22 protein-coding genes are annotated in these 21,167 nt (G+C 72.0%); 9 read left to right on the plus strand and 13 right to left on the minus strand.

Annotated elements, in window-relative coordinates; all coding sequences use genetic code 11:
* Window positions 1-89 precede the first annotated feature (89 nt).
* The 4 genes from GRQ65_RS18115 to GRQ65_RS18130 all read right to left on the minus strand — a co-directional run bounded on the left by GRQ65_RS18115 (window position 90) and on the right by GRQ65_RS18130 (window position 5,912).
* Window positions 90-2,261, minus strand: coding sequence for an alpha-galactosidase (locus tag GRQ65_RS18115; protein ID WP_337191854.1), 2,172 nt, complete (start codon window positions 2,259-2,261; stop codon window positions 90-92).
* Window positions 2,262-2,440: 179 nt separating this feature from the next.
* On the minus strand, window positions 2,441-3,364 hold the full coding sequence (locus tag GRQ65_RS18120) for a carbohydrate ABC transporter permease (protein ID WP_237448501.1): 924 nt from the start codon (window positions 3,362-3,364) through the stop codon (window positions 2,441-2,443).
* On the minus strand, window positions 3,361-4,533 hold the full coding sequence (locus tag GRQ65_RS18125) for a carbohydrate ABC transporter permease (protein WP_337191855.1): 1,173 nt from the start codon (window positions 4,531-4,533) through the stop codon (window positions 3,361-3,363). Before GRQ65_RS18125 ends, GRQ65_RS18120 begins: the two co-directional genes overlap by 4 nt.
* The gene (locus GRQ65_RS18130) at window positions 4,530-5,912 is read right to left on the minus strand and encodes an ABC transporter substrate-binding protein (RefSeq protein WP_160879413.1); all 1,383 of its coding nucleotides are present in this window, start codon (window positions 5,910-5,912) and stop codon (window positions 4,530-4,532) included. Before GRQ65_RS18130 ends, GRQ65_RS18125 begins: the two co-directional genes overlap by 4 nt.
* 311 nt (window positions 5,913-6,223) lie before the next feature.
* On the opposite strand from GRQ65_RS18130, the gene GRQ65_RS18135 reads away from it, so the two are divergent.
* Window positions 6,224-7,213: a LacI family DNA-binding transcriptional regulator gene (locus tag GRQ65_RS18135; protein ID WP_160879414.1), complete on the plus strand. Its 990-nt coding sequence runs from the start codon at window positions 6,224-6,226 to the stop codon at window positions 7,211-7,213.
* Window positions 7,214-7,319: 106 nt separating this feature from the next.
* Here the strand turns inward: GRQ65_RS18135 and GRQ65_RS18140 are convergent, their stop codons facing one another.
* Window positions 7,320-7,940 carry a DUF1707 SHOCT-like domain-containing protein gene (locus GRQ65_RS18140; protein WP_160879415.1) on the minus strand — a complete coding sequence of 207 codons (621 nt, stop codon included), beginning with the start codon at window positions 7,938-7,940 and terminating at the stop codon, window positions 7,320-7,322.
* A 37-nt stretch (window positions 7,941-7,977) separates the two neighbouring features.
* Here GRQ65_RS18140 and GRQ65_RS18145 point away from each other — a divergent pair, with 37 nt between their 5' ends.
* Entirely contained in the window at window positions 7,978-9,690 is a 1,713-nt protein-coding gene (locus GRQ65_RS18145) for a fumarate hydratase (protein ID WP_337191856.1), read from the plus strand.
* Window positions 9,691-9,798: 108 nt separating this feature from the next.
* On the opposite strand, the gene GRQ65_RS18150 is transcribed toward GRQ65_RS18145, so the two are convergent.
* Window positions 9,799-10,008, minus strand: coding sequence for a hypothetical protein (locus tag GRQ65_RS18150; RefSeq protein WP_160879417.1), 210 nt, complete (start codon window positions 10,006-10,008; stop codon window positions 9,799-9,801).
* Between the two features lie 55 nt (window positions 10,009-10,063).
* Between GRQ65_RS18150 and GRQ65_RS18155 the strand changes: the two genes are divergently transcribed.
* Window positions 10,064-10,759 (plus strand): spermine/spermidine synthase domain-containing protein, encoded by a 696-nt coding sequence (locus tag GRQ65_RS18155; protein WP_337191857.1) that lies wholly within the window; start codon window positions 10,064-10,066, stop codon window positions 10,757-10,759.
* Here the strand turns inward: GRQ65_RS18155 and GRQ65_RS18160 are convergent.
* Entirely contained in the window at window positions 10,741-11,415 is a 675-nt protein-coding gene (locus GRQ65_RS18160) for a GNAT family N-acetyltransferase (protein WP_337191858.1), read from the minus strand. The genes GRQ65_RS18155 and GRQ65_RS18160 overlap by 19 nt on opposite strands.
* Before the next feature lie 61 nt (window positions 11,416-11,476).
* Between GRQ65_RS18160 and GRQ65_RS18165 the strand changes: the two genes are divergently transcribed.
* From GRQ65_RS18165 to GRQ65_RS18185, 5 genes are all read left to right on the plus strand, one after another.
* The gene (locus GRQ65_RS18165; protein ID WP_202388349.1) at window positions 11,477-12,829 is read left to right on the plus strand and encodes a class II fumarate hydratase; all 1,353 of its coding nucleotides are present in this window, start codon (window positions 11,477-11,479) and stop codon (window positions 12,827-12,829) included.
* Window positions 12,826-13,299 carry a methyltransferase gene (locus tag GRQ65_RS18170; RefSeq protein WP_160879420.1) on the plus strand — a complete coding sequence of 158 codons (474 nt, stop codon included), beginning with the start codon at window positions 12,826-12,828 and terminating at the stop codon, window positions 13,297-13,299. Before GRQ65_RS18165 ends, GRQ65_RS18170 begins: the two co-directional genes overlap by 4 nt.
* A 258-nt stretch (window positions 13,300-13,557) precedes the next feature.
* The gene (locus tag GRQ65_RS18175; protein WP_160879421.1) at window positions 13,558-13,917 is read left to right on the plus strand and encodes an ArsR/SmtB family transcription factor; all 360 of its coding nucleotides are present in this window, start codon (window positions 13,558-13,560) and stop codon (window positions 13,915-13,917) included.
* Window positions 13,914-14,639 carry a cation diffusion facilitator family transporter gene (locus tag GRQ65_RS18180; RefSeq protein ID WP_160879422.1) on the plus strand — a complete coding sequence of 242 codons (726 nt, stop codon included), beginning with the start codon at window positions 13,914-13,916 and terminating at the stop codon, window positions 14,637-14,639. The genes GRQ65_RS18175 and GRQ65_RS18180 overlap by 4 nt, the downstream gene beginning before the upstream one ends.
* Entirely contained in the window at window positions 14,636-15,574 is a 939-nt protein-coding gene (locus tag GRQ65_RS18185) for a cation diffusion facilitator family transporter (protein ID WP_160879423.1), read from the plus strand. The genes GRQ65_RS18180 and GRQ65_RS18185 overlap by 4 nt, the downstream gene beginning before the upstream one ends.
* A 34-nt stretch (window positions 15,575-15,608) precedes the next feature.
* Here GRQ65_RS18185 and GRQ65_RS22230 read toward each other — a convergent pair whose 3' ends face one another.
* From GRQ65_RS22230 to GRQ65_RS18200, 3 genes are all read right to left on the minus strand, one after another.
* A complete protein-coding gene (locus tag GRQ65_RS22230; protein WP_202388337.1) occupies window positions 15,609-16,379 on the minus strand; it encodes an aggregation-promoting factor C-terminal-like domain-containing protein in 771 nt (256 codons plus the stop codon).
* 194 nt (window positions 16,380-16,573) lie between these two features.
* Window positions 16,574-17,899 (minus strand): RNA 5'-3' helicase PhoH2, encoded by a 1,326-nt coding sequence (phoH2, locus tag GRQ65_RS18195; protein WP_160879424.1) that lies wholly within the window; start codon window positions 17,897-17,899, stop codon window positions 16,574-16,576.
* 426 nt (window positions 17,900-18,325) lie between these two features.
* On the minus strand, window positions 18,326-19,099 hold the full coding sequence (locus GRQ65_RS18200) for an isoprenyl transferase (RefSeq protein WP_160879425.1): 774 nt from the start codon (window positions 19,097-19,099) through the stop codon (window positions 18,326-18,328).
* Between the two features lie 48 nt (window positions 19,100-19,147).
* On the opposite strand from GRQ65_RS18200, the gene trhA reads away from it, so the two are divergent.
* Window positions 19,148-19,888 carry a PAQR family membrane homeostasis protein TrhA gene (trhA, locus tag GRQ65_RS18205; RefSeq protein WP_160879426.1) on the plus strand — a complete coding sequence of 247 codons (741 nt, stop codon included), beginning with the start codon at window positions 19,148-19,150 and terminating at the stop codon, window positions 19,886-19,888.
* Between the two features lie 34 nt (window positions 19,889-19,922).
* On the opposite strand, the gene GRQ65_RS18210 is transcribed toward trhA, so the two are convergent.
* From GRQ65_RS18210 to GRQ65_RS18220, 3 genes are read right to left on the minus strand one after another with little or no spacing between them, the layout of a single operon-like run.
* Window positions 19,923-20,150: a hypervirulence associated TUDOR domain-containing protein gene (locus tag GRQ65_RS18210; RefSeq protein ID WP_160879427.1), complete on the minus strand. Its 228-nt coding sequence runs from the start codon at window positions 20,148-20,150 to the stop codon at window positions 19,923-19,925.
* A 37-nt stretch (window positions 20,151-20,187) separates the two neighbouring features.
* Entirely contained in the window at window positions 20,188-20,862 is a 675-nt protein-coding gene (locus GRQ65_RS18215) for an alpha/beta fold hydrolase (protein ID WP_160879428.1), read from the minus strand.
* Window positions 20,863-20,893: 31 nt separating this feature from the next.
* On the minus strand, window positions 20,894-21,157 hold the full coding sequence (locus GRQ65_RS18220) for a hypothetical protein (RefSeq protein ID WP_160879429.1): 264 nt from the start codon (window positions 21,155-21,157) through the stop codon (window positions 20,894-20,896).
* Between the last annotated feature and the right edge of the window lie 10 nt (window positions 21,158-21,167).

Genomic DNA, 21,167 nt, shown 5'->3' on the forward strand with positions numbered 1-21,167 from the left:
CAGAGACCTCTACCGACACCTGCAACACCCAGCCCTTGACCAGACATAGGAGCGTCAGGACTTCGTCCTCACCTCAACCACCGGTGCGGCTAGCGCGCCGTCACGTGCAGCACCCGCGCCGCCTCGGGGGCCATGGCGGGGAAGCCGACGCCGAGCTCGGCGAGAGCGGCCCCGCCGAGGACGACCCCGTCGCCGTCGAGCCAGGTGGTGCCCATCGAGGCCCGGTGGCCGGGGCCGGCGGGGGTGCGGTCGACGACGTCGTACGACGCGCCGCGGTCGAGCCCGGGGAGGCGGACGGGGCCGACGGACTGGGTGACGGGGGTGTCGACGGTCGCCACGACGTACCACCCCTCGCGGCGGTCGGCGGAGACGACGCCGCTGACCACGACCGCGGGGTCGTGGTGGTCGCCGCGCACGAGCGTGCCGTCGAGCAGGAGCGGGCGCAGCTCGCGGTGCAGCGCGACCCAGGCGGCGACCTCGTCGCGCTCGGCGTCGGTGAGGGTGCGCAGGTCCCACTCGATGCCGAAGTGGCCGAGCAGCGCGGTGGCGGCACGGAAGCCGGTCGGCAGCGTGCGCCCGGTCGTGTGCGCCACCGGCCCGCCGAGGTGGGCGCCGAGCATCTCCGGCGGCACCAGGAGCGAGGTCCAGCGGTTGATGCGCTGCCGCTCGACGGCGTCGATCGTGTCGCTCGGCCAGACCCGGTCGGTGCGGGTGAGCACCCCGAGGTCGATCCGGCCGCCGCCGGAGGCGCACGACTCGATCTCGAGACCCGGTGAGTGCTCGCGCAGCTCGTCGAGCAGCCGGTAGAAGGCCAGCGTCTGGCCGTGCACGGCCGGCCGGCCACCGTGGGAGACGTCGACGAGGTCGCGGTTGTGGTCCCACTTGAGGAAGGCGATGTCGTACTCGTCGAGCAGCGCGACGAGCGCGTCGCGCACGTGGGCGTAGGCGTCGGGGTGCTGGAGGTCGAGCACCTGCTGGTGGCGCCACGGGTCGGGCAGCGCCTCGCGCCCGCGCAGCACCCAGTCGGGGTGGGCGCGCACGAGGTCGGAGTCCTCGTTGACCATCTCCGGCTCGACCCACAGCCCGAAGTCCATGCCCAGGGCGTGGACCCGGGCGATGAGCGGGTGCAGCCCGTCGGGCCAGACGTCGGCGTCGACCTGCCAGTCGCCGAGCCCCGCGTGGTCGGTGCGGCGACCGGTGAACCACCCGTCGTCGAGCACGAACCGCTCGACCCCGACGGCCGCGGCCGCCTCGGCCAGGGAGCTCAGCGTCGGCAGGTCGTGCTGCATGTAGACCGCCTCCCAGGTGTTGACCACCACCGGGCGAGTACGCCGGGTGCGCGGGGAGTGCCGGCGCAGCCAGCCGTGCAGCCGCGCCGAGGCGGCGTCGAGCCCGGTGGGCGAGAAGCTGCCGACCAGCCACGGTCCGGCGTACGACGCACCGGGGTCGAGCACGACCTCGCCGGGGCCGAGGAGCTCGCCGCCGCCGAGCAGGCACTCGCCCTCGGGGGTGCGCTCGGCGTAGGCCTGGTGGTCGCCGCTCCACGCGACGTGCGTGGCCCACACCTCGCCTTGGCCGAACCCGAAGCCGGGGGTGCCGGCGGCCAGCAGCAGCGTGGCGTCGTGGCCGGTGCGGCCGTGGCGGCCCTCGCGCAGGTGGGTGCCCGCGGTCCAGGACCGGCGCACGGGGGTGCGCTCGCGGCACCAGCGCCCCGTCATGTCGAGCAGCTCGCTCGCGCGCCCCGGCACGGGCAGCGCGGTGCGCACGGCGGCGAGGACCAGCGGCGAGTCGCCGGTGTTGGTGACCGAGGTGCGCATCCGCACGAGGCCCTCGCGGGTGAGCTGCAGCTCGACGCGCACGCCCCAGCCCGCCTCGTCGTCGCTCGAGGTGAGCGTGACGAGCGCATCGGTGTCGGGCTCGCCCGAGTCGTCGACGTCCCACGCCCACGACCGCAGCCGCGGCGCCCAGGCGGACCCGCCCGCGGGCCGGAACCCCTCGAGGCCGGGCAGGCCGGTGAAGCCGGTGACGTTCTCGCCGACGACCCCACGCTGGCGCGGCGCGTCGAGGGCCGAGTGCGACGTGCCGGGCACCAGCGCGGCCGCCGCGCCGTCGAGGGCGGCGGGGTCGAGCTCGCCGAGCGCGGCGCCCCAGTGGAGCACGACGGGCACACCCGACAGCGAGGGCGTGAGCAGGATGCTCACGCCCTCGCGGGTCAGGTGGACGACGGGGTCGGTGGTCGCGCCGGCGACGGGGTCGTTCACCCGGTGGATTCTGCTAGGAGACTGCTGATCAATGGCAAGGGGCGGCGTCAGCCCCGCCCCAGCACGCACCCGAGCGGCTTCTCCTCAGTCGCCGTGCCTCCGGCACGGCTCCCTCGTCGGCACCACTCGTGCACGCACCGCGACGACGCTGACATCCACCCCCATTGACCAACAGCCTCCTAGCCCTTCACGGCCCCCGAGGTCAGGCCCCGGACGAAGAAGCGCTGGAGGGTGAAGAAGACGATCATCGGGATCACCATCGAGATGAACGCCCCGGCGGGCAGGAACTCCGTGCCCTGACCCTGGGCGCCCAGCAGCCCCTGCAGCTTGACGATGACGGTGGCGTTGTCGGTGGTGAGGAACAGCTTGGCGATCAGGAGGTCGTTCCACACCCACAGGAACTGCAGGATCGCGAACGCCGCGATGACCGGCACCGACATCGGCACGATGAGCCGCCAGAACGTCTGGAAGTGGGTGGCCCCGTCGATCTTGGCCGACTCGATGACCGTCTTCGGCAGCGTCGCCATGTAGTTGCGCAGCGTGTAGATGGCCAGCGGCATGCCGAAGCCGGTGTGCAGGATCCACACGCCGATGAACTGCCCGGAGATGCCGAGCCCGTTGGGACCGAACAGGTTGAGCAGCGGCTGGAAGGCCACCTGGATCGGCACCACCATCACCGCGACGATCGCGATGAACAGCACGTCCTTGCCGCGGAAGTCCATGAACGAGAAGGCGTACGCCGCGAACGCGGCGAACATGATCGGGATGATCGTGGCCGGGACCGCGACGATCACGCTGTTGAGCAGCGAGGTGCCGATGTCGGCGCTGCCGAAGACCCCGCGGTAGTTGTCGAAGGTCCAGCCGCCGTTCCACAGCGCCGTCCACCAGCCGGTCTCGGCCTGGGCGTCGCGGTCGCGCAGCGAGGTGACGAGCAGACCGACGGTCGGCAGCGTCCACAGCACGCACAGGACGACCATGGTGATGATCGAGGTGGTGCTGCGCGGACGGCCGTCGGCCATGATGCCGCGCGTGCGCACCCGGCGCGGCTCGGTGCGCGAGGCCTCGGCGACCTCGCTGGGCGTCTTGGTGACGTCGACGGTCATCGACCCAGCTCCTCTCGGCGGAAGTGGCGGACCTGGTAGATCAGGACCGGCGTGACCGCGAGCAGCAGGATCACGACGATGGCGGAGGCCTGCCCGGACTGGCTGTCGCGGAACAGCTTGGCGAAGAACAGGTTGGCGATCACCTGGGTCTTGTCGCGACCGTCGGTGAGCACGTAGACGATGTCGAAGACCTTGAGGACCAGGATCACGACGGTGATGAAGACCGTGATGATCGTGCCCTTGATCTGCGGGATCACGACCCGGAAGAAGATCTGCAGCTCCGAGGCGCCGTCGATGCGCGCGGCCTCGAGGGTGTCCTCGGGGACTCCCTTGATGGCCGAGCTGAGCAAGATCATCGCGAAGCCGACCTGCAGCCACACCAAGATGACCATCATCAGCAGCGAGTTGAGCCGCAGGCCGGAGTTCTGCAGCCAGCTCTGCGGCTCCCCGCCGACCGCGCGCCACACGGCGTTGAGCAGGCCGGTGGCGTCCTCGTTGGCCGGGTCGTACTGGTAGACGAGCAGCCAGATCGTCGAGGCACCGACGAACGAGATCGCCATCGGCAGGAAGATGACGCTCTTGGAGACCTTCTCGCCACGGGTGGAGAGCTTGTCGGCGAGCACGGCGATGATCACGCCGAAGAACACCGTCACGGCCGGCACGATGATCAGCCACAGCACGTTGTTGAGGATCGCGGAGCGGAACTCCTGCGAGCCGAGCACCGTGCGGTAGTTCTCCAGCCCGACGTACGCCGTCGCGTCGGAGTTGGCGAAGGAGTAGTTGATCGTCTGGATGGTCGGGTAGAGCAGCATCAGCGCGATCAGCGCGTAGCCCGGTGCGAGGAACGCGTAGGGCATCAGCCCCCGGGAGATCCGGCCCGGCAGCCCCTCGACGAAGGTGTTGAGGAAGTAGAAGAAGAAGTACGCGCCACCCACCCCCACGACCAGCGCCAGCAGGCCGATGAGCACCTTGCTGTTGGCGAACCAGCCGGGGTAGTAGGCGAAGGCCAGCGAGGCGTTGGCGACGAACCAGCCGACCACCACCATGCCCACCAGGCCGAGGAGGATCTTGGCCGGGACGGCGGCCTCGGTCTCGCGGGCGCCGATGCCCGGGCCCACTGGCTCCGGCTCGGTCCCGGTCAGCTCCGGGTCCTGCGTGCGGGCGCTCACTGCGGCCAGCTCGCTTCGATCGCGTCGGTGGTCTCCTGCGACGACTGCCCCTGGATCCAGTTGACCATCCCGGTCCAGAACGTCCCGGAGCCGACCTCCTTCGGCATCACGTCGGAGCCGTCGAAGACGACCTCGGAGGCGCTGGTGGCGGCCTCGGCGATGTCCTTGGTGGTCTGGTTGGGGTAGTTCGAGGCGTCGAACGTGCGGTGCGGCGAGAGCCAGCCACCGGCCTGCGCCCACTCGGCGCCGAACTGGTCGGAGGTCAGGAACTGCATGACCTTGATCGCGTCCTCGTCGTTGCCGTTGAACAGCGCGGCGAGGTCACCGCCACCGAGGATCGGCGGCGCCTCGGCGGACTCCTCGGCGGCGGGGAACGGGAAGACCCCCACCTCGTTGTCGAGGTCGGCCTGGATCGCGGCGGGCAGGAACGAGATCTCGAAGGAGCCCTGGCGCTCGAGCATGCACTCGGCGGGCTGGCGGAACGCCGGCACCATCGACTCGGCGACCTGGGTGTTGATCACGGTCTGCACGCCGCCGTAGACCTCGCCCTGGGTCTTGGCGATCGCTCCGAAGTCGTCGAAGGCCTTGGTGATCTGCGGGTCGTTGAACGGGATCTGGTGCGAGGTCCACTCGTTGTAGACGTCGGGGCCGTAGAGCGAGAGGACGTACTGCTCGATCCAGTCGGTGCCGACCCAGCCGGTCGCCTGGTCGGCGTTCCAGGCCATGCACCACGGCGTGATGCCGGTCTGCTTGATCTGGGCGGAGAGCGCGGTGAGCTCCTCCAGCGTCTTCGGCACCTGGTAGCCGGCGGCGTCCCAGGCCTTCTTCGGGTACCAGACCAGGCTCTTGTTGGCCAGGCGCATCGGGGCGCCGTAGATGCGGCCGGCGCCGGTCACGGCGTTGTCGCCCGTCGGGTCGCCGGTGAGTCGCGCGGAGTCGAGCAGGCCGGGGACCAGCGTCTTCTCGAGCGACCCCACGTCGAGGAACGTGTCGATCGGCTGCACGTCGCCCGAGCGCGCGAGCTCGAGGAGGCCGCCGGGCTGGGGGAAGAACGCGATGTCGGGGGCGTCGCCGGCGGCGACGCGGGTCTTGATCGTGGTCGTGAAGTCGGTGTCGCTGGTGTACTCGATCTGGATGCCGGTCTGCTCCTCGAACGGCGCGAGCGCCTTCTCGAAGTTGGCCTGCTCGTCACCGCCGTACGCGCCGAGGATGGTGACCTTCTTGTCACCGTCGGTGGAGGCGTTGTCGGCGAGCTGGCCGGCCCCGCCGCCTGCTCCCCCGCCGCCGGCGTCGGGGTCCTGCAGGCAGCCCGAGAGGGCCACGGCGCTCAGCGCCACCACCCCGATCGTCGCGAGCCGCCGCCTGGTCCTGGCACCCATCTGATCTCCCTCACCGTGGTGGCGGTCCGCCCGGGCGGGCCGCACTGTCGACTGCTGCGTGACTGCGGTCACAGAGTTGTACCCCTGTCTAACTGCGGACCACGCGTTTGTACAGGACCGGCGCGGGGCCGTTCCGCGATCGTGACGAACCATGAAAACGTTTGCATGGGCCACTGTCAGGGTGGTCCAGATCACATCGCGTCGTCAAGGGCCGGTGGCAAACGTTTGCAGGACCGGTAGGGTGCCTTGACGTGGACGGGGGTGCACCAGAGCCGGGGGCGGTCAACCCCTCTGTGAACCCCTCGGTGAACATGGCTGATGTCGCTCGCCTGGCCGGGGTCTCCATCGCCACGGTCTCGCGCGCTCTGCGCGACGTGCCGGGCGTCAGCCAGCCGACCCGCGACCGCGTGCGCGACATCGCCCGCGAGCTCTCCTACGTCATCTCCCCCGAGGCCTCAGCGCTGTCGCGCGGCCACACCGGACGGGTCGCCGTCGTCGTCCCCCGGCTCGAGGCGTGGTTCTACGGCGCGATGCTGGGCGCGATGGCGCCAGTGCTGCGCGCGGCCGACCTCGACATGCTCGTCTACGAGACCGAGGGCGAGCAGGAGCGCACGCGCTTCCTGCGCGAGCTGCCGGCGCGGCGCAAGGCCGACGCCGTGCTGCTCACGGCGCTGCCGCTCTCGCAGACCGAGGTCGCACGCCTCGACCTGATGGGTGCCCACGTCGTGGTCGCCGGCGGCACCGTGCGCGACTTCCCCCACGTCGCCGTCGACGACCTGGCCGCCGGCCGGACTGCCGTACGCCACCTGCTGGACCTCGGCCACCGCCGCGTGGCGATGCTGCGCACCAACGACACCGACGGGGCCGTGTGGTCCGCCGACGTCCAGCGCACCGAGGCCTGGCGCACCACCCTGCGCGACGCGGGCCTCGACGCCTCCGACGAGCTGCTCGCCTCGGAGTCGTACGGCGTCGACGCGGGCGCGCGCGGACTCGCCCGGCTGCTCGCCCTGCCCGAGCCGCCGACCGCGGTCTTCGCCTACTCCGACGAGCTGGCCTTCTCCGCGATCGCCCACGCCCGCCGGGTCGGGCTGCGGGTGCCGGAGGACCTCTCGGTCATCGGCGTCGACGGCCACCCGCTGGGCGAGACCCTGGGCACGACGACCGTCGACCAGCACGTCACCGACCAGGGGCGCCTCGCCGCCGAGCTCGTGGTCGGCCTCCTCGCTGGTGGGACGGTCGCCGACGTCGAGGTGCCCGCCACCCTCGTCGTCCGCGACACCACCGCTCCCCCGGCTCACTAGGCCCCCGAGGAATCCCAGCATCTGCTGGGGTCCGCAACGTTCTGGGGCGTTGCAACACCCCAGAACGTTGGCGATCCCAGCAGATGCTGGGGTTCCGTCAGCCAGGTCAGCCCTGCTTGCGCTCGACGCTGACGCCGCCCCAGATGGCGACGCCGCGGACGCGGACGACGGGCGAGGAGGGGTCGAGGTCGGCGTCGACGAGGCCCGAGGGGCCGGAGTAGCCGCCCATGATGCCGACGCCCTCCATGACGACCCGGGTGCGCGGCCCGACGACGACGGTGGCGCCGCCCATGAACACGTTGATGGTGAGGGTGACCTCGTCGGCGGTGAACGTCGCGTGCCGCAGGTCGAGCTCGGCGCCGCCCATCATCGCGAAGACCGTCATCTGCCGCGGCACGGTCCAGGTCCCCGAGCGCTTCAGGCCGCTCATCACGGCGACGTGGCTCTCGCGCTCGGGGCCGTCGACCTGCGCCGGCGCCGTCCGGCCGCTCGCCTGGGTCGGCGCCTGGGTCGGCGCCTGGGTCGGGAGGTCGGCGGTGATCGGGACGAGGTCGGCGTAGGTGCGGGCGGCGTACGTCGCGGCGAGGCGCTCGTCGAGCTCGTCGAGGTCGAGACGCCCCTCGCCGGCGGCCTCGCGCAGCAGCTCGGCGACCTGGTGGCGCTCGGCGTCGGAGATCCGCAGGAGCGCGGGGTCCGGGCCCTCGCGCGGGCTCAGCTCACCCGACATGCCCTCAACCTACGACGGTGAGCGATACTCGTCGCTCGTGGCTGCCGAACCCGAGTTCCGCTACTCCGACCTGCTGCCCATCGGGGCCGACGAGACGCCCTACCGGCTCGTCACCACCGAGGGCGTCTCGACGGTCGAGGCCGGCGGGCGCACGTTCCTGCAGGTCGAGCCGGAGGCGATCCGGAGGCTGACCGAGGAGGCGATGCACGACATCGCCCACTTCCTGCGCCCCGCGCACCTCGCGCAGCTGCGCCGGATCATCGACGACCCGGAGGCCTCGGGCAACGACCGGTTCGTTGCCCTCGACCTGCTCAAGAACGTCAACATCTCCGCCGGCGGCGTCCTCCCGATGTGCCAGGACACCGGCACCGCGATCGTCATGGGCAAGAAGTCCGAGGGCGTGCTCACCGGCGCCGACGACGGCGAGGCCATCTCGCGCGGCGTCTTCGACGCCTACACCCGGCTCAACCTGCGCTACTCCCAGCTCGCGCCGCTGACGACCTGGGAGGAGAAGAACACCGGCTCCAACCTGCCGGCCCAGATCGAGCTCTACGCCACGCCGGACCACGCCGGGCGTCCGGAGTACAAGTTCCTGTTCATGGCCAAGGGTGGCGGCTCGGCCAACAAGTCGTTCCTGTTCCAGGAGACCAAGGCCGTGCTCAACCCGGCCCGGATGCGCTCCTTCCTCGACGAGAAGATCCGCTCGCTCGGCACCGCCGCGTGCCCGCCGTACCACCTCGCCATCGTGATCGGCGGCACCTCGGCGGAGTTCGCGCTCAAGACCGCGAAGTACGCCTCGGCGCACTACCTCGACGCGCTGCCGACCGAGGGCTCGATGAGCGCCCACGGGTTCCGTGACCTCGAGCTCGAGCAGGAGGTCTTCGAGCTCACGCAGTCGTTCGGCATCGGCGCGCAGTTCGGCGGCAAGTACTTCTGCCACGACGTGCGCGTCGTGCGCCTGCCCCGCCACGGCGCCTCCTGCCCGGTGGCGATCGCGGTCTCGTGCTCGGCCGACCGCCAGGCGCTCGGCAAGATCACCGCCGAAGGCGTCTTCCTCGAGCAGCTCGAGACCGACCCGGCGCAGTACCTCCCCGCCACCGGCGCCACCCAGCCCACCGAGGCCGGCCCCGGCGAGGAGCAGGACGTCGTCCGCATCGACCTGAACCGTCCGATGACCGACATCCTCGCCGAGCTGAGCCGTCACCCGGTCAAGACCCGGCTCTCGCTCACCGGCCCGCTGGTCGTGGCCCGCGACATCGCCCACGCCAAGATCAAGGAGCGGCTCGACGCCGGCGAGGAGATGCCCGACTACCTGCGCGACCACGCCGTCTACTACGCCGGCCCGGCCAAGACCCCCGAGGGCTACGCCTCCGGCTCCTTCGGCCCCACCACCGCCGGGCGCATGGACTCCTACGTCGAGCAGTTCCAGGCGGCCGGCGGGTCCAAGGTGATGCTCGCCAAGGGCAACCGGTCGAAGGCCGTGACCGACGCGTGCGCCGCCCACGGCGGGTTCTACCTCGGCTCCATCGGCGGCCCCGCCGCCCGGCTCGCCCAGGACTGCATCAAGTCCGTCTCCGTGCTGGAGTACGAGGAGCTCGGCATGGAGGCGGTCTGGAAGATCGAGGTCGAGGACTTCCCCGCCTTCATCGTCGTCGACGACAAGGGCAACGACTTCTTCACCGACCCGGGCGGTGCCGTCACCGTGCCGATCAGCGGAATCCGGGTCAGGAGCGCCGAGCCGACTGCCTGACCGCCTCGGTGGTGGTCGAGGAAGGACGGAGTCCTGTCTCGAAACCACGTCATCATCGGCGGTGGTTCCAGACGGTCGCTGGCGCGACCTCCTCGACCAGCCGAAGCCTCAGCCGCCGGCGGTGGCGGCGTCGCTCCCGTCCTCGGGCTCACCGGTGCCGTCACCCTGGTTGGTGTTGGCGTTGGGACCGGCGGCGCCCTCGTTGCGACCGTCGTCGTCGTTGGCCGGGTCGCCGGCGATCGCCTGGCTGTCGGCGACCGGCGCCGCCGGACCCCTCAGGTTCTCGGCCTCGGACACCTGACCCTGCTCGTCACTCATGCACGTCCGGTGCCCGACGCCCGCGGGAGGCACACCCACCCGCGAAGATGGCTGGGTGAACGACGGCGTGGACGACAGGGTGGAGATCGTGGAGCTCGCCCGAGCCGAGTCCGAGCGCGGCGAGCTGGTGCTGCGCGAGCGCCGGCCCGCCTCGGGCCCGGCCTCGCTGGAGCTGCGCGCCAACGGCGTCTTCGTGATGGACACCCTCGAGGTGAGCAGCGAGCGCGCCATGGCCACGGCCGCCCTCGCGCTCGTCGAGGAGCCCCGCGCGGTCGTGGTCGGCGGCCTCGGGCTCGGCTACACGATGCACGAGGTCCTCGCCGACTCGCGGGTGGAGCGGTGCGCCGTCGTCGAGATCGAGCCGGCGCTGGTCGAGTGGATGCGCTCGGGGCTCGTGCCCCACGGGCCGGCCCTGCTCGCGGACGACCGGGTCGGCGTCGTCGTGGCCGACGTGGCCGTCGCGTTGGCGGAGGCCCGCCCCGCGTCGTACGACCTGGTGCTGCTCGACGTCGACAACGGCCCGGGCTACCTCGTCCACGAGGCCAACGCGACGCTCTACCAGGCCCCCGCCCTGGCGTCGGCGCGCGCGGTGCTGCGCCCCGGCGGTGCCCTGGTCGTCTGGTCGGCCGCCGAGGCCCCCGACCTGCTCGACGCCCTGCGCGCGGTCTTCGGCGCGGCCGAGGAGCTGCCCCAGCAGGTCCGCCTGCAGGAGCGCGACGAGGCCTACTGGCTCTACGTCGCGCGCGCCTGACCCGCGCCGACGAGGTCCAGGAACGCCGCCGCGCCCTCCACCTCCACGGCGTACGACGGCCGCACGAGCGCGTCGGGGGTGAGCACGAGGCGCACGTTGGTCGCCACGGCGCCGTCGCGGACCAGGCGAGACTCGCCGTCGCGGACGTAGCCCACCTTGCGCGAGACGCCGAGCGACTCGGGGTTGTCGGAGAAGGCTCCCGAGGTGACCTCCTCGAAGCCGAGGTGGTCGAAGCAGGCGACGCAGAGGGCCTGGCGCATCAGGGTGCCGATCCCCCGACCGTGGAAGCGCCGCCCCAGCCACGAGCCGGTCTCACCGGTGCGGGTGACGGGGAAGTCGCTCGTGCTCACGCCCTGCATGCCCACGAAACTCCCCTCGTGCCACACCCCGAGCTCCAGAGCCCACCGCTCGGGACTCATCTCGGCCCGCTGCCGCCAGTGGAACTGGGCGAACTCGCGCTCGAGCTGCACGCCCGTCGAGTCGGTCCACGGCACGTAGAACACACGCCGCTCGGGCGCGTGCACCCCCTCGCGCAGCACCGCGAAGACCTCGGAGAAGTCGCCGTCGCGCAGTGCCCTCATCTCGAGGGGTCCGCAGGTGATGCGGACCCCGAACGGTGGCCAGGCACGGACGAGGTCGTCGGCGATCGGTTCCACCGGGCGAGGGTAGTTTCGAGGCGTGGCTGCAGACGACGCATTTCGGACCGAGCACGACTCGATGGGCGAGGTGCAGGTGCCTCGCGACGCCCTGTGGCGGGCCCAGACCCAGCGCGCGGTCGAGAACTTCCCCATCAGCGGCACCCCGATCGAGCCCGCCCTGGTCCACGCCATCGGTCAGGTCAAGGCGGCCGCCGCGGTCGTCAACGGTGCGCTCGGCGTGCTGCCCGGCGAGCAGGCCGACGCCATCGCCGCCGCCGCGCGCGAGGTGGCGGCGGGCCAGCACGACGAGGCGTTCCCCATCGACGTCTTCCAGACGGGCTCGGGCACGAGCTCCAACATGAACGCCAACGAGGTCATCGCCTCCCTCGCCGCGCGGGCCGGCACCGAGGTCCACCCCAACGACCACGTCAACGCCTCGCAGTCGAGCAACGACACCTTCCCCACCGCCATCCACGTCGCCGCCGCCTTGGCGGTGACCGGTGACCTGCTCCCGGCCCTCGACACGCTGGCCTCCTCGCTCGAGGCGAAGGCCGTGGAGTTCGCCGGGCTCGTGAAGTCCGGTCGCACCCACCTCATGGACGCCACGCCCGTGATGCTCGGCCAGGAGTTCGGCGGGTACGCCGCGACCGTGCGCTACGCCGCCGAGCGGCTCGGCTCGGTCCTGCCCCGGGTGCGCGAGCTGCCGCTGGGCGGCACCGCGGTCGGCACGGGCATCAACACCCCGGCCGGCTTCCCCGAGCAGGTGATCGCCGAGCTCTCCCGGGCAACGGGTGAGGAGTTCACCGAGGCCCGCAACCACTTCGAGGCCCAGGGGACCCGCGACTCGCTCGTCGAGCTCAGCGGGGCGCTGCGCACGTACGCCGTCGGCCTCACCAAGATCTGCAACGACCTGCGCTGGATGTCGTCGGGCCCCACCACCGGCCTGGCCGAGATCCACCTGCCCGACCTGCAGCCGGGATCGAGCATCATGCCCGGCAAGGTCAACCCGGTCCTCCCGGAGGCGACGCTCATGGTCTGCTTCCAGGTCGTCGGCAACGACGCCGCCGTCACCGCCGCCGGCGCCAGCGGCTCCTTCGAGCTCAACGTCGCCATGCCGGTGATCGCGCGCAACGTCCTGGAGTCGACCCGCCTCCTCGCCGCCACCTCCCGCGTCCTGGCCGAGCGCTGCGTCGACGGCATCACCGCGAACGCCGAGCGGATGCGTGCCTATGCCGAGTCCTCCCCCTCGGTCGTCACTCCGCTCAACAAGCACATCGGCTACGAGGCCGCCGCAAAGGTCGCCAAGCAGGCCCTCGCCGACGGCGCCACCATCCGCGAGACCGTGATCCGGCTCGGCTACGTCGAGCGCGGCGAGCTCACCGAGGCGCAGCTCGACGAGGCGCTCGACGTGGAGTCGATGACGCACCCGTGAGCGACGCCGGCGAGCACGACGAGGTGGTCCTCCGGCTCGTCCTCGACGGCCTGCCCACGGGCCGGGCCATGCCCGACGTGCTCGAGGTCGGGTGCGGCGACGGGGCGTTCGCAGAGCGGTTCACAACCGCGCACCCGCACGTCGCCTACCTCGCCACCGACGCCTCGCCCGCGGCCGTCGAGCTCACCCGCGCCCGCGGGGTGCCCGCCCAGCTCATGGACGTGGGCACCCTGCTCGCCGGCGAGGCGTCGTACGACGTGGCCGTGGCGGTGCGGGTGCTGGACCACCTCGCAGACCTCGACCGCGGCCTCGGCGAACTGCGTCGCGTCCTGCGACCCGGAGGTCGGCTCGTCGCGGTGGTCGAGGGACCTGACGACGACCGCACCGAAGACCGGCTCGAGTCTGCGCTGCGCCGCCACTTCGCCGCGGTCACGCGCACCGGGGACCTACGTGTCCTCACCGCCTCCTGACGCCGACCCGTCTCCACCGCCCGGTGGTTGAGGAGGTCGCTCTGGCGACCGTCTCGAAACCCTTCTCCGCAGCGGGTGGTTTCGAGACAGGACTCCGTCCTTCCTCAACCACCGGCAGCGCGGCTCCGCCCTGCTTCAACCACCGGCAACGCGGCGCCGCCCTGCTTCAACCACCGGCAACGCGGCTCCGCCCTGGCTCGACCACCGGCGGGCGGGTTGCGCTTCGGCCGCCAGGCAGGCCATCATCGCCGTGTGGCGATGAAAGCACCCGAGAGCGTTGAGACGCACGCGGCCCACCTGGACGCGGCTGCCTGCCTGTTCCACGGGTTCTCCGACCCGTCCCGGCTCGTCATCCTGCGCCACCTCGCGCTCGGCGAGCACCGAGTGACCGACCTGACCGCCCACCTCGGGCTCGCCCAGTCGACGGTGTCGAAGCACCTCGCGTGCCTGCGCGACTGCGGGCTCGTGCAGGTGCGACCGGTCGGCCGGGCGTCGGTCTACTCGCTGAGCCACCCCGAGGCCCTCGATGTGCTGTTCCGGGCGGCCGAGCACCTGCTCGACCTGACCGGGGAGGCCGTCACCCTGTGCTCCACCCACGGCACCGAGGCCCGCCGATGACCGTCGTGACAGGCGCCCCCGCTCCCAGCGCGGCCGAGCGCACCCGACTCGGGCGTCGCGCACAGCTGCTCGCCGGCGCCTCGGTCGCCTACAACGTCGTCGAGGCCGTCATCGCCGTCTCCGCCGGCCTGGTCGCCGGGTCGGTCGCGCTCGTCGGCTTCGGCCTCGACTCCGTCGTCGAGGTGTCGTCGGGCCTGATCGTCCTGTGGCAGTTCCGCCACCCCGTGCCTGAGTCCCGCGAACGCCGGGCGCTGCGGCTGATGGCCGTCTCGTTCTTCGCCCTCGCGGCGTACGTCGCCGTCGAGTCGGGCCGAGCGCTCGTCACCGGCCACGAGCCGGAGTCGTCCACGGTGGGCATCGTGCTCGCCGCGGCGTCGCTGGTCGTGATGCCGTTCCTGTCCTGGGCGCAGCGCCGCACCGGACGGGCGCTCGGCTCGGGCGCGGTGGTGGCCGACGCCACCCAGACCCTGCTGTGCACCTACCTGTCGGCCGTCCTGCTGGTCGGCCTCCTGCTCAACGCGACGCTCGGGTGGGCGTGGGCCGACCCGCTCGCCGGGCTCGTGATCGCGGCCGTCGCGGTGCGCGAGGGCCTCGGCGCGTGGCGCGGCGACGCGTGCTGCGGACCGCTCGGCGCCACATCAGAGCCGACGACCACCGGTGGGTGCGACTGCGACTGCGGCGCGGCGCCCCTCTCGATCGACACCCTCGGGAGCGCACGATGACCGCATCCCACGCGTCCGGGCACGGGCACGGGCACGGGCACGGTGGGCCCGAGCTCGCCGACCACCGCGGGCGGCTCGCCGTCGTCCTCGCCATCACCCTCACGGTCTTCGTCGTCGAGGTGGTCGGCGCCGTCGTCTCGGGCAGCCTCGCACTGCTCGCCGACGCCGCCCACATGCTCACCGACGTCGCCGGCCTCACCCTCGGGCTCATCGCGGCCGTCCTGATGCGCCGCCCGGCCAACAGCCAGCGCACCTACGGCTACCAGCGCGCCGAGGTGCTCGGCGCGGCCGCCCAGGCCGCGGTCCTGCTCGCCGTCGGTGGCTACGTCCTGGTGGAAGCCGTGCGACGGCTCATCTCGCCCGACGAGGTCGGCTCGACCGCGATGCTCGTCTTCGGCGTCGTCGGCCTGGCCGGCAACGCTGTCGGACTTCTGGTCCTCGCCTCCGGTCGCGCCGACAACATGAACATGCGGGCGGCGTTCCTCGAGGTCGCGAACGACGCGCTCGGCTCGGTCGCCGTCATCGTCGCGGCCGTCCTGGTCGCCACCACCGGCTTCCTCCGCGCCGACGCCCTCGCCTCACTGCTGATCGGGGTGCTGATCATCCCGCGCACGCTGCGGCTGCTGCGCGACAGCGTCGACGTGCTGCTCGAGTCGGTCCCGCGGGGCCTCGACCTCGGCGACGTGCGCGAGCGCATCCTGCGCCTGCCCCACGTGACCGAGGTCCACGACCTGCACGCCACCCAGGTCGCCACCGGGCTCCCTGTGCTCACCGCCCACGTCGTGGTCGACGACTCGTGCTTCCACGACGGCCACCTCGGGGCGATGCTCGACGAGCTGCAGGCGTGCATCCACGACGACTTCGACATCGAGCACTCGACGATCCAGTTCGAGTCCGCCCGGCACGGCGAGCACGAGCACGCGACCCACGCGTGAGCCCGCTGTCGGGCGCGGGGTCAGACCGCAGGGCTCAGTAGAAGCCCTGCGCCTCGCTGTGGCCCCAGGCCGCGCAGGGCGAGCCGTAGCGGTCGCGGATGTAGCCGAGGCCCCACCGGATCTGGGTGACCGGGTTGGTGGCCCAGTCGGCGCCGGCGCTGGACATCTTGGAGCCGGGGAGCGCCTGGGGGATGCCGTAGGCGGAGCTGGACGGGTTGTCGGCCGAGGGGTTCCAGCCGGACTCGCGGGTCCACAGCGAGTCGAGGCAGCCGAACTGGTCCTGGTCGAAGCCGAACTCGGGCAGCAGAGCTTGCGCGATCGTGCGGGGGTCCTCGTCGGACAGGTCCTCGGTGCGGGTCAGCGCGTTGCTGTCACCGAGGTCGAGGGTCTCGCGCTTGAGCGGGTCGGCCGCCGGCACGCGGGACTCGCTGCGGGTGACCTCGGGAGCGCGCGCGGTCAGCGTGGTCGTCTCGCTCGCCTCGGCGTCGGGGGCGTCCTGAGCCGCGTCGGCGGCCGGCGCGTCCTGAGACGTCGCGGAGGTGCCGCTTGCCTGGCCGCTCGACGCACCGGAGCCGTTGACGTCGGTGGTGCCGGCGACCGCGGTGCGGGCACTCGCCGACGCGGCGACGGTCGCGTCGGGCCCGCCGAGCAGGCTCGAGCCGGAGCCGACCGCCAGACCGGTCGCGACGACGGCCATCGAGGAGAGCGTCAGCGAGGTCTTGAGGGCCACCTTGGGTGCGCGGCGGGCGCGGGGCGCCCGGTGCTTCGCGCGGTGCTTCGGCGCGTGCTTGACGTACGACGACACGAGGTGGCGAAACCAATCTGACGGGGCTGGGACGAGGTTCAGACGAGGGAGGCCCGGCCTCGGGCCCCGTCCACCATGCATGAGGCCCTGGGTGGTTGCAAACCCAACCACCCACGCTGTGGACGAACGGATGACTCACGCGTCACAGCCGCCACACGGGCCCCGCAGGGCCCGCGTGGCGGCAGGTGACAGCCTCAGAGCGAGACGCTCTCCAGCATCTCCGTGACGAGCGCGGCGATCGGCGAGCGCTCGGAGCGGGTGAGGGTGACATGGGCGAAGAGCGGGTGGCCCTTGAGCTTCTCGACGACCGCGACGATGCCGTCGTGACGTCCCACGCGCAGGTTGTCGCGCTGGGCGACGTCGTGGGTGAGCACGACCTTGGAGTTGGCGCCGATGCGCGAGAGGACGGTGAGCAGCACGTTGCGCTCGAGCGACTGCGCCTCGTCGACGATGACGTAGGCGTCGTGCAGCGAGCGACCGCGGATGTGGGTCAGCGGGAGCACCTCGAGCATCCCGCGGGCGAGGATCTCCTCGATGACCTCGCGCGAGGTGACGGCGCCGAGGGTGTCGAAGACCGCCTGGGCCCAGGGACCCATCTTCTCGGCCTCCGAGCCGGGCAGGTAGCCGAGCTCCTGACCGCCGACCGCGAAGAGCGGGCGGAACACCACGACCTTCTTGTGCTCGTTGCGCTCCAGCACCGCCTCGAGACCGGCGCACAGGGCGAGCGCTGACTTGCCGGTGCCGGCGCGGCCGCCGAGCGAGACGATGCCGACCTCGGGGTCCAGCAGCGTCTCGAGCGCGATGCGCTGCTCGGCCGAGCGGCCGTGGATGCCGAACGCCTCGCGGTCGCCGCGCACCAGGTGCACGCGCTTGTCGCTGCCGACCCGGCCGAGCGCCGTACCCCGGTCGGAGAGCAGCACGAGACCGGAGTGGCAGGGCAGCTCGCGGGCGGCGTCGAGGTCGAGCACGCCGTCGTCGTAGAGCTCGTCGAGGTCGCTCGCGAGGACCTCGAGCTCGGCCATGCCGGAGTAGCCCGGGTCGGACTCGGAGATGGTCTCGCCGCGGTACTCCTGGGCGTCGAGGCCCACCGCGGACGCCTTGATGCGCAGCGGCAGGTCCTTGCTGACCAGCGTGACGGCGCGACCCTCGTCGGCGAGGTTCTTGGCGACGGCCAGGATGCGGGTGTCGTTGTCGCCGAGGCGGAAGCCGCTCGGGAGCGCGTCGGGGCTCGTGTGGTTGAGCTCGACGCGCAGCGTGCCGCCGAGGTCACCGACGGGCACGGGCTCGTCGAGGCGTCCGAAGGTGACCCGGAGCTCGTCGAGCATCCGGAGCGAGCTGCGGGCGAAGTAGCCCAGCTCGGGGTGGTGACGCTTGCCCTCCAGTTCGGTGATGACCACCACCGGGAGGACGACCTCGTGCTCCTCGAAGCGCCGCAGCGCCCCGGGGTCGGCCAGCAGGACGCTGGTGTCGAGGACGTACGTGCGGACCTGCTGCTGCGCCTGGCTGTCGTTCGCTGCCACGGGGTCACCCTCCGCGAACCGGCGCGCGCACTCCTCGCCCCGGCCCTAGCTCTCCTGCACGGACCGGGAGAGCACCCGGAGGCCGGAGTGCCGGCCTCCGCGGGCGAGACGCGGCGCACCGCTCCTCGCACTGCAGTCGTGGATCAACACGCCCGGGCCTCCCAGCGCGACGGGCTTCCCCACCCGTCGTTGTCTGCGACGGTACGCCGCGACGCTGGGTGTCCAGGACCGACACGCCCGACCGTGGGGTGAACGGCCTGTTAAGGAAGTGCTGATCAATGGGGGTGGATGTCAGGGTCGTCCCGGTGCGTGCACGAGTGGTGCCGACGAGGGAGCCGTGCCGGAGGCACGGCGACCGAGGAGAAGCCGCTCGTGTGCGTGCTGGGGCGGGGCTGACACCGCCCCCTGCCATTGATCAGCGCTTCCTTAAGAGCCGTACCGTCGTTCGCGGAGCCCGTAGGCCCGGATCGCACGCAGGAAGTCGACGCGGCGGAAGTCGGGCCAGTAGGCCTCGCAGAAGTAGAACTCCGACTTCGCGCTCTGCCACAGCAGGAAGCCGCCGAGCCGCTGCTCGCCGGAGGTGCGGATGACGAGGTCGGGGTCGGGCTGGCCCTTGGTGTAGAGGTGCTCGGCGATGTGCTCGACGTCGAGGATCTGGGCGAGCTCCTCGAGCGAGGTGCCCTTGGCGGCGTGCTCGGAGAGCAGCGAGCGGACGGCGTCGGTGATCTCGCGGCGCCCGCCGTACCCCACGGCGATGTTGACGAGCATGCCGTCCACGTCGCGGGTGGCCTCCTCGGCGGCCTTGAGCCGCTCCGAGGTCGACGCCGGCAGCAGGTCGAGGGCGCCGACGGGGTGCAGCCGCCAGCGGCGCCGACGGGCGAGCGACTCGACGGCCTCCTCGATGATCCCGAGCAGCCCGCCGAGCTGCTCTGGCGGTCGGTTGAGGTTGTCGGTCGAGAGCAGCCAGAGCGTGACCACCTCGATGCCGACCTCGTCGCACCAGCCGAGGAGGGGCTCGATGTTGGCGGCGCCGGCGCGGTAGCCGTGGGCGGTGTCGCGGCCGACGGTGCGGGCCCAGCGGCGGTTGCCGTCGAGCATCACGCCGACGTGCTTGGGCAGGTCGGCCGGCAGGCGGCGCAGCAGCCGCGCCTCGTAGAGGGGGTAGACGACCTTCCGGAGTCCGCCCTTCCAGTCCGCCACCCGCCGATCCTAACGACCCTCTCAGGCCGCGCCGGTACATTGGCGCCCATGAGTCAGCCCATCTCGGACGCCGTGCGCGCAGGCGTCGAGTCCGTCGGCGAGCGGCTCGACGACCTGCGTGACGACCTGCGCGAGCTGAAGCCCAAGCTCCGCGGCTACCTCCACCTGGCCAGCGCGCCGCTGACCCTCGCGGCCGGCATCGTCCTCATCGCGCTGTCCCCGACCACCGTCACGAAGATCGGCTCGGCAGTCTTCATCGCCTCCGCGCTGGTGCTGTTCACGGTGTCGGCGATCTACCACACCGGCACCTGGTCACCGAGGACGTGGGCGTTCCTGCGCCGCTTCGACCACTCCAACATCTTCCTGCTGATCGCCGGCTCCTACACGCCGTTCAGCCTGCTGCTGCTGCACGGCACCGCCGAGGTCGCGCTGCTGACCACCGTGTGGACGGGCGCGATCCTGGGGGTGCTGTTCCGGATCTTCTGGACCGACGCCCCGCGCTGGCTCTACGTCCCGATCTACATCGCTCTCGGCTGGGCAGCGATCTTCTTCATCCCGGCGTTCTTCGAGGGCGCCACCGCCCTCGGTCTCGGCATCGGGATCGCGGTGTTCGTGATGATCATCGTCGGCGGTGCGCTCTACACCGCCGGCGGCGTCGTGTACGGCGTCAAGCGGCCGAACCCGTCGCCGCGCTGGTTCGGCTTCCACGAGGTCTTCCACTCGTTCACCGTGCTCGCCTTCGCCGCGCACTACGTGGGCGTGTCGATGGCGACCTACGCGCTGCGCTGACCCACCTGGGCCGGTCGGCCAGCGCAGCGGCGCGCTAGTCGGCCTTCTTGTTCGTCTTGCTCAGTGCGTCGGGCTTGTGCACGGCCTCGCCGCCGGACTTCTCGCTCTTGACGAGGTACTGCGGGTCGTCCTCGGAGGCCTTGACCTTGCGGCCGCCCGCCTCGGTCTCCTCGGTGATCTTCTTCTCGACCTTGCCGATCGCCTCGCCGCCGTGGCTGTCCCACTCGACGCGGTCGCCCTTCTTGAACTCCTGATCGCTCATGGGCGAGCGGTACCCCGCGTCGAGCGGGTCAGGACCGTCAGGCGGTCACCCACGCCTCGCCGGCCAGCACCTCGGCCACCGGGCCGCGCGCGAGCGAGGGGTCGTCGAGGAGCACCGCGGCGCTGAACTGGGCGGCCGCGCGGTCGAAGAACCGGCCGTGGGCGAGCATCGCGTGCTTGCCCTCGGGCACCCGCACGAAGCCGACATCGGCCCTCGCACCGATGCGGCGCGCGACCTGCTCGGCGCGCTGGGGGGACGCCACGCGGTCGCGCTGGCCGTGTACGAAGAGCACGCGCCGCCCGCTCAGGTCGGCGTCGTCGGTGGCGTAGACCCACGGGTTGAGCGCGACCACACTGCGCACCGCCGGGTGGTCGCCCGCCTCGAGTGCCGCGCGGCCGCCGAGTGAGTGACCGACGAGACCGACCGGCGCGTCGGCGTACCGCTCGCGCACCCGGTCGACCGCCCGGTCGGCGTCGTCGACCGGGGTGTGCGTGGCGTCCCAGCCGCGGTAGGTGTTGAGGAGGCGGTAGACCGCGAGACGCCTCGACACCGCGGCGACCGCACGCGCCGTCGGGACCATGCGGACGACGGACAGCTGGGTCGGGCTGACGACGACCTGGTCGCCACGCGAAGCGCCCCCGTGGAGCACGACGACCACGGCGTCGGCCGTGGCGGGCTCGTGGACGGCGACGAGTCGCGGGGAGGCCTGCACAGACGGTGAGGTACCCGGTCCGGGTGGCTCGTCAGGCCGCGGGTCCGGCGGCGGAGGTGGGCGTCTGCTCCTGCTCGGCCGGCTCGTCGCCGAACAGCCCCTCGTCGCGGTTGTCCTGGGCCTTGCGCAGGTGCCGGCTCAGGCTCCACCCGAGCAGGCCCACCGCGACGATCAGGGCGATGAAGATGACGAACGCCATCCAGCCGGCCTTCACGTCCTCCGGCTGCGGCGCCTGGTCGGCAGCACTCAGCACCAGGGTGCTCAGCTGGGAGAGGACGGCCTGCGGGGCGATCATGCGTCCATCC

The sequence above is a fragment of the Nocardioides flavescens genome (assembly GCF_009823805.1).
GTDB lineage: Bacteria > Actinomycetota > Actinomycetes > Propionibacteriales > Nocardioidaceae > Nocardioides > Nocardioides flavescens.

Bases quoted from the DNA above. Each gene is read 5' to 3' on its own strand.
- GRQ65_RS18220 (WP_160879429.1), bottom strand. From the start codon at position 21,157: ATGATCGCCCCGCAGGCCGTCCTCTCCCAGCTGAGCACCCTGGTGCTG.
- trhA (WP_160879426.1), top strand. From the start codon at position 19,148: ATGAGTCAGCCCATCTCGGACGCCGTGCGCGCAGGCGTCGAGTCCGTC.
- GRQ65_RS18180 (WP_160879422.1), top strand. From the start codon at position 13,914: ATGACCGTCGTGACAGGCGCCCCCGCTCCCAGCGCGGCCGAGCGCACC.
- GRQ65_RS18175 (WP_160879421.1), top strand. From the start codon at position 13,558: ATGAAAGCACCCGAGAGCGTTGAGACGCACGCGGCCCACCTGGACGCG.
- GRQ65_RS18135 (WP_160879414.1), top strand. From the start codon at position 6,224: ATGGCTGATGTCGCTCGCCTGGCCGGGGTCTCCATCGCCACGGTCTCG.
- GRQ65_RS18140 (WP_160879415.1), bottom strand. From the start codon at position 7,940: ATGTCGGGTGAGCTGAGCCCGCGCGAGGGCCCGGACCCCGCGCTCCTG.
- GRQ65_RS18185 (WP_160879423.1), top strand. From the start codon at position 14,636: ATGACCGCATCCCACGCGTCCGGGCACGGGCACGGGCACGGGCACGGT.
- GRQ65_RS18150 (WP_160879417.1), bottom strand. From the start codon at position 10,008: ATGAGTGACGAGCAGGGTCAGGTGTCCGAGGCCGAGAACCTGAGGGGT.
- GRQ65_RS18165 (WP_202388349.1), top strand. From the start codon at position 11,477: ATGGGCGAGGTGCAGGTGCCTCGCGACGCCCTGTGGCGGGCCCAGACC.
- GRQ65_RS18210 (WP_160879427.1), bottom strand. From the start codon at position 20,150: ATGAGCGATCAGGAGTTCAAGAAGGGCGACCGCGTCGAGTGGGACAGC.
- GRQ65_RS18130 (WP_160879413.1), bottom strand. From the start codon at position 5,912: ATGGGTGCCAGGACCAGGCGGCGGCTCGCGACGATCGGGGTGGTGGCG.
- GRQ65_RS18120 (WP_237448501.1), bottom strand. From the start codon at position 3,364: ATGACCGTCGACGTCACCAAGACGCCCAGCGAGGTCGCCGAGGCCTCG.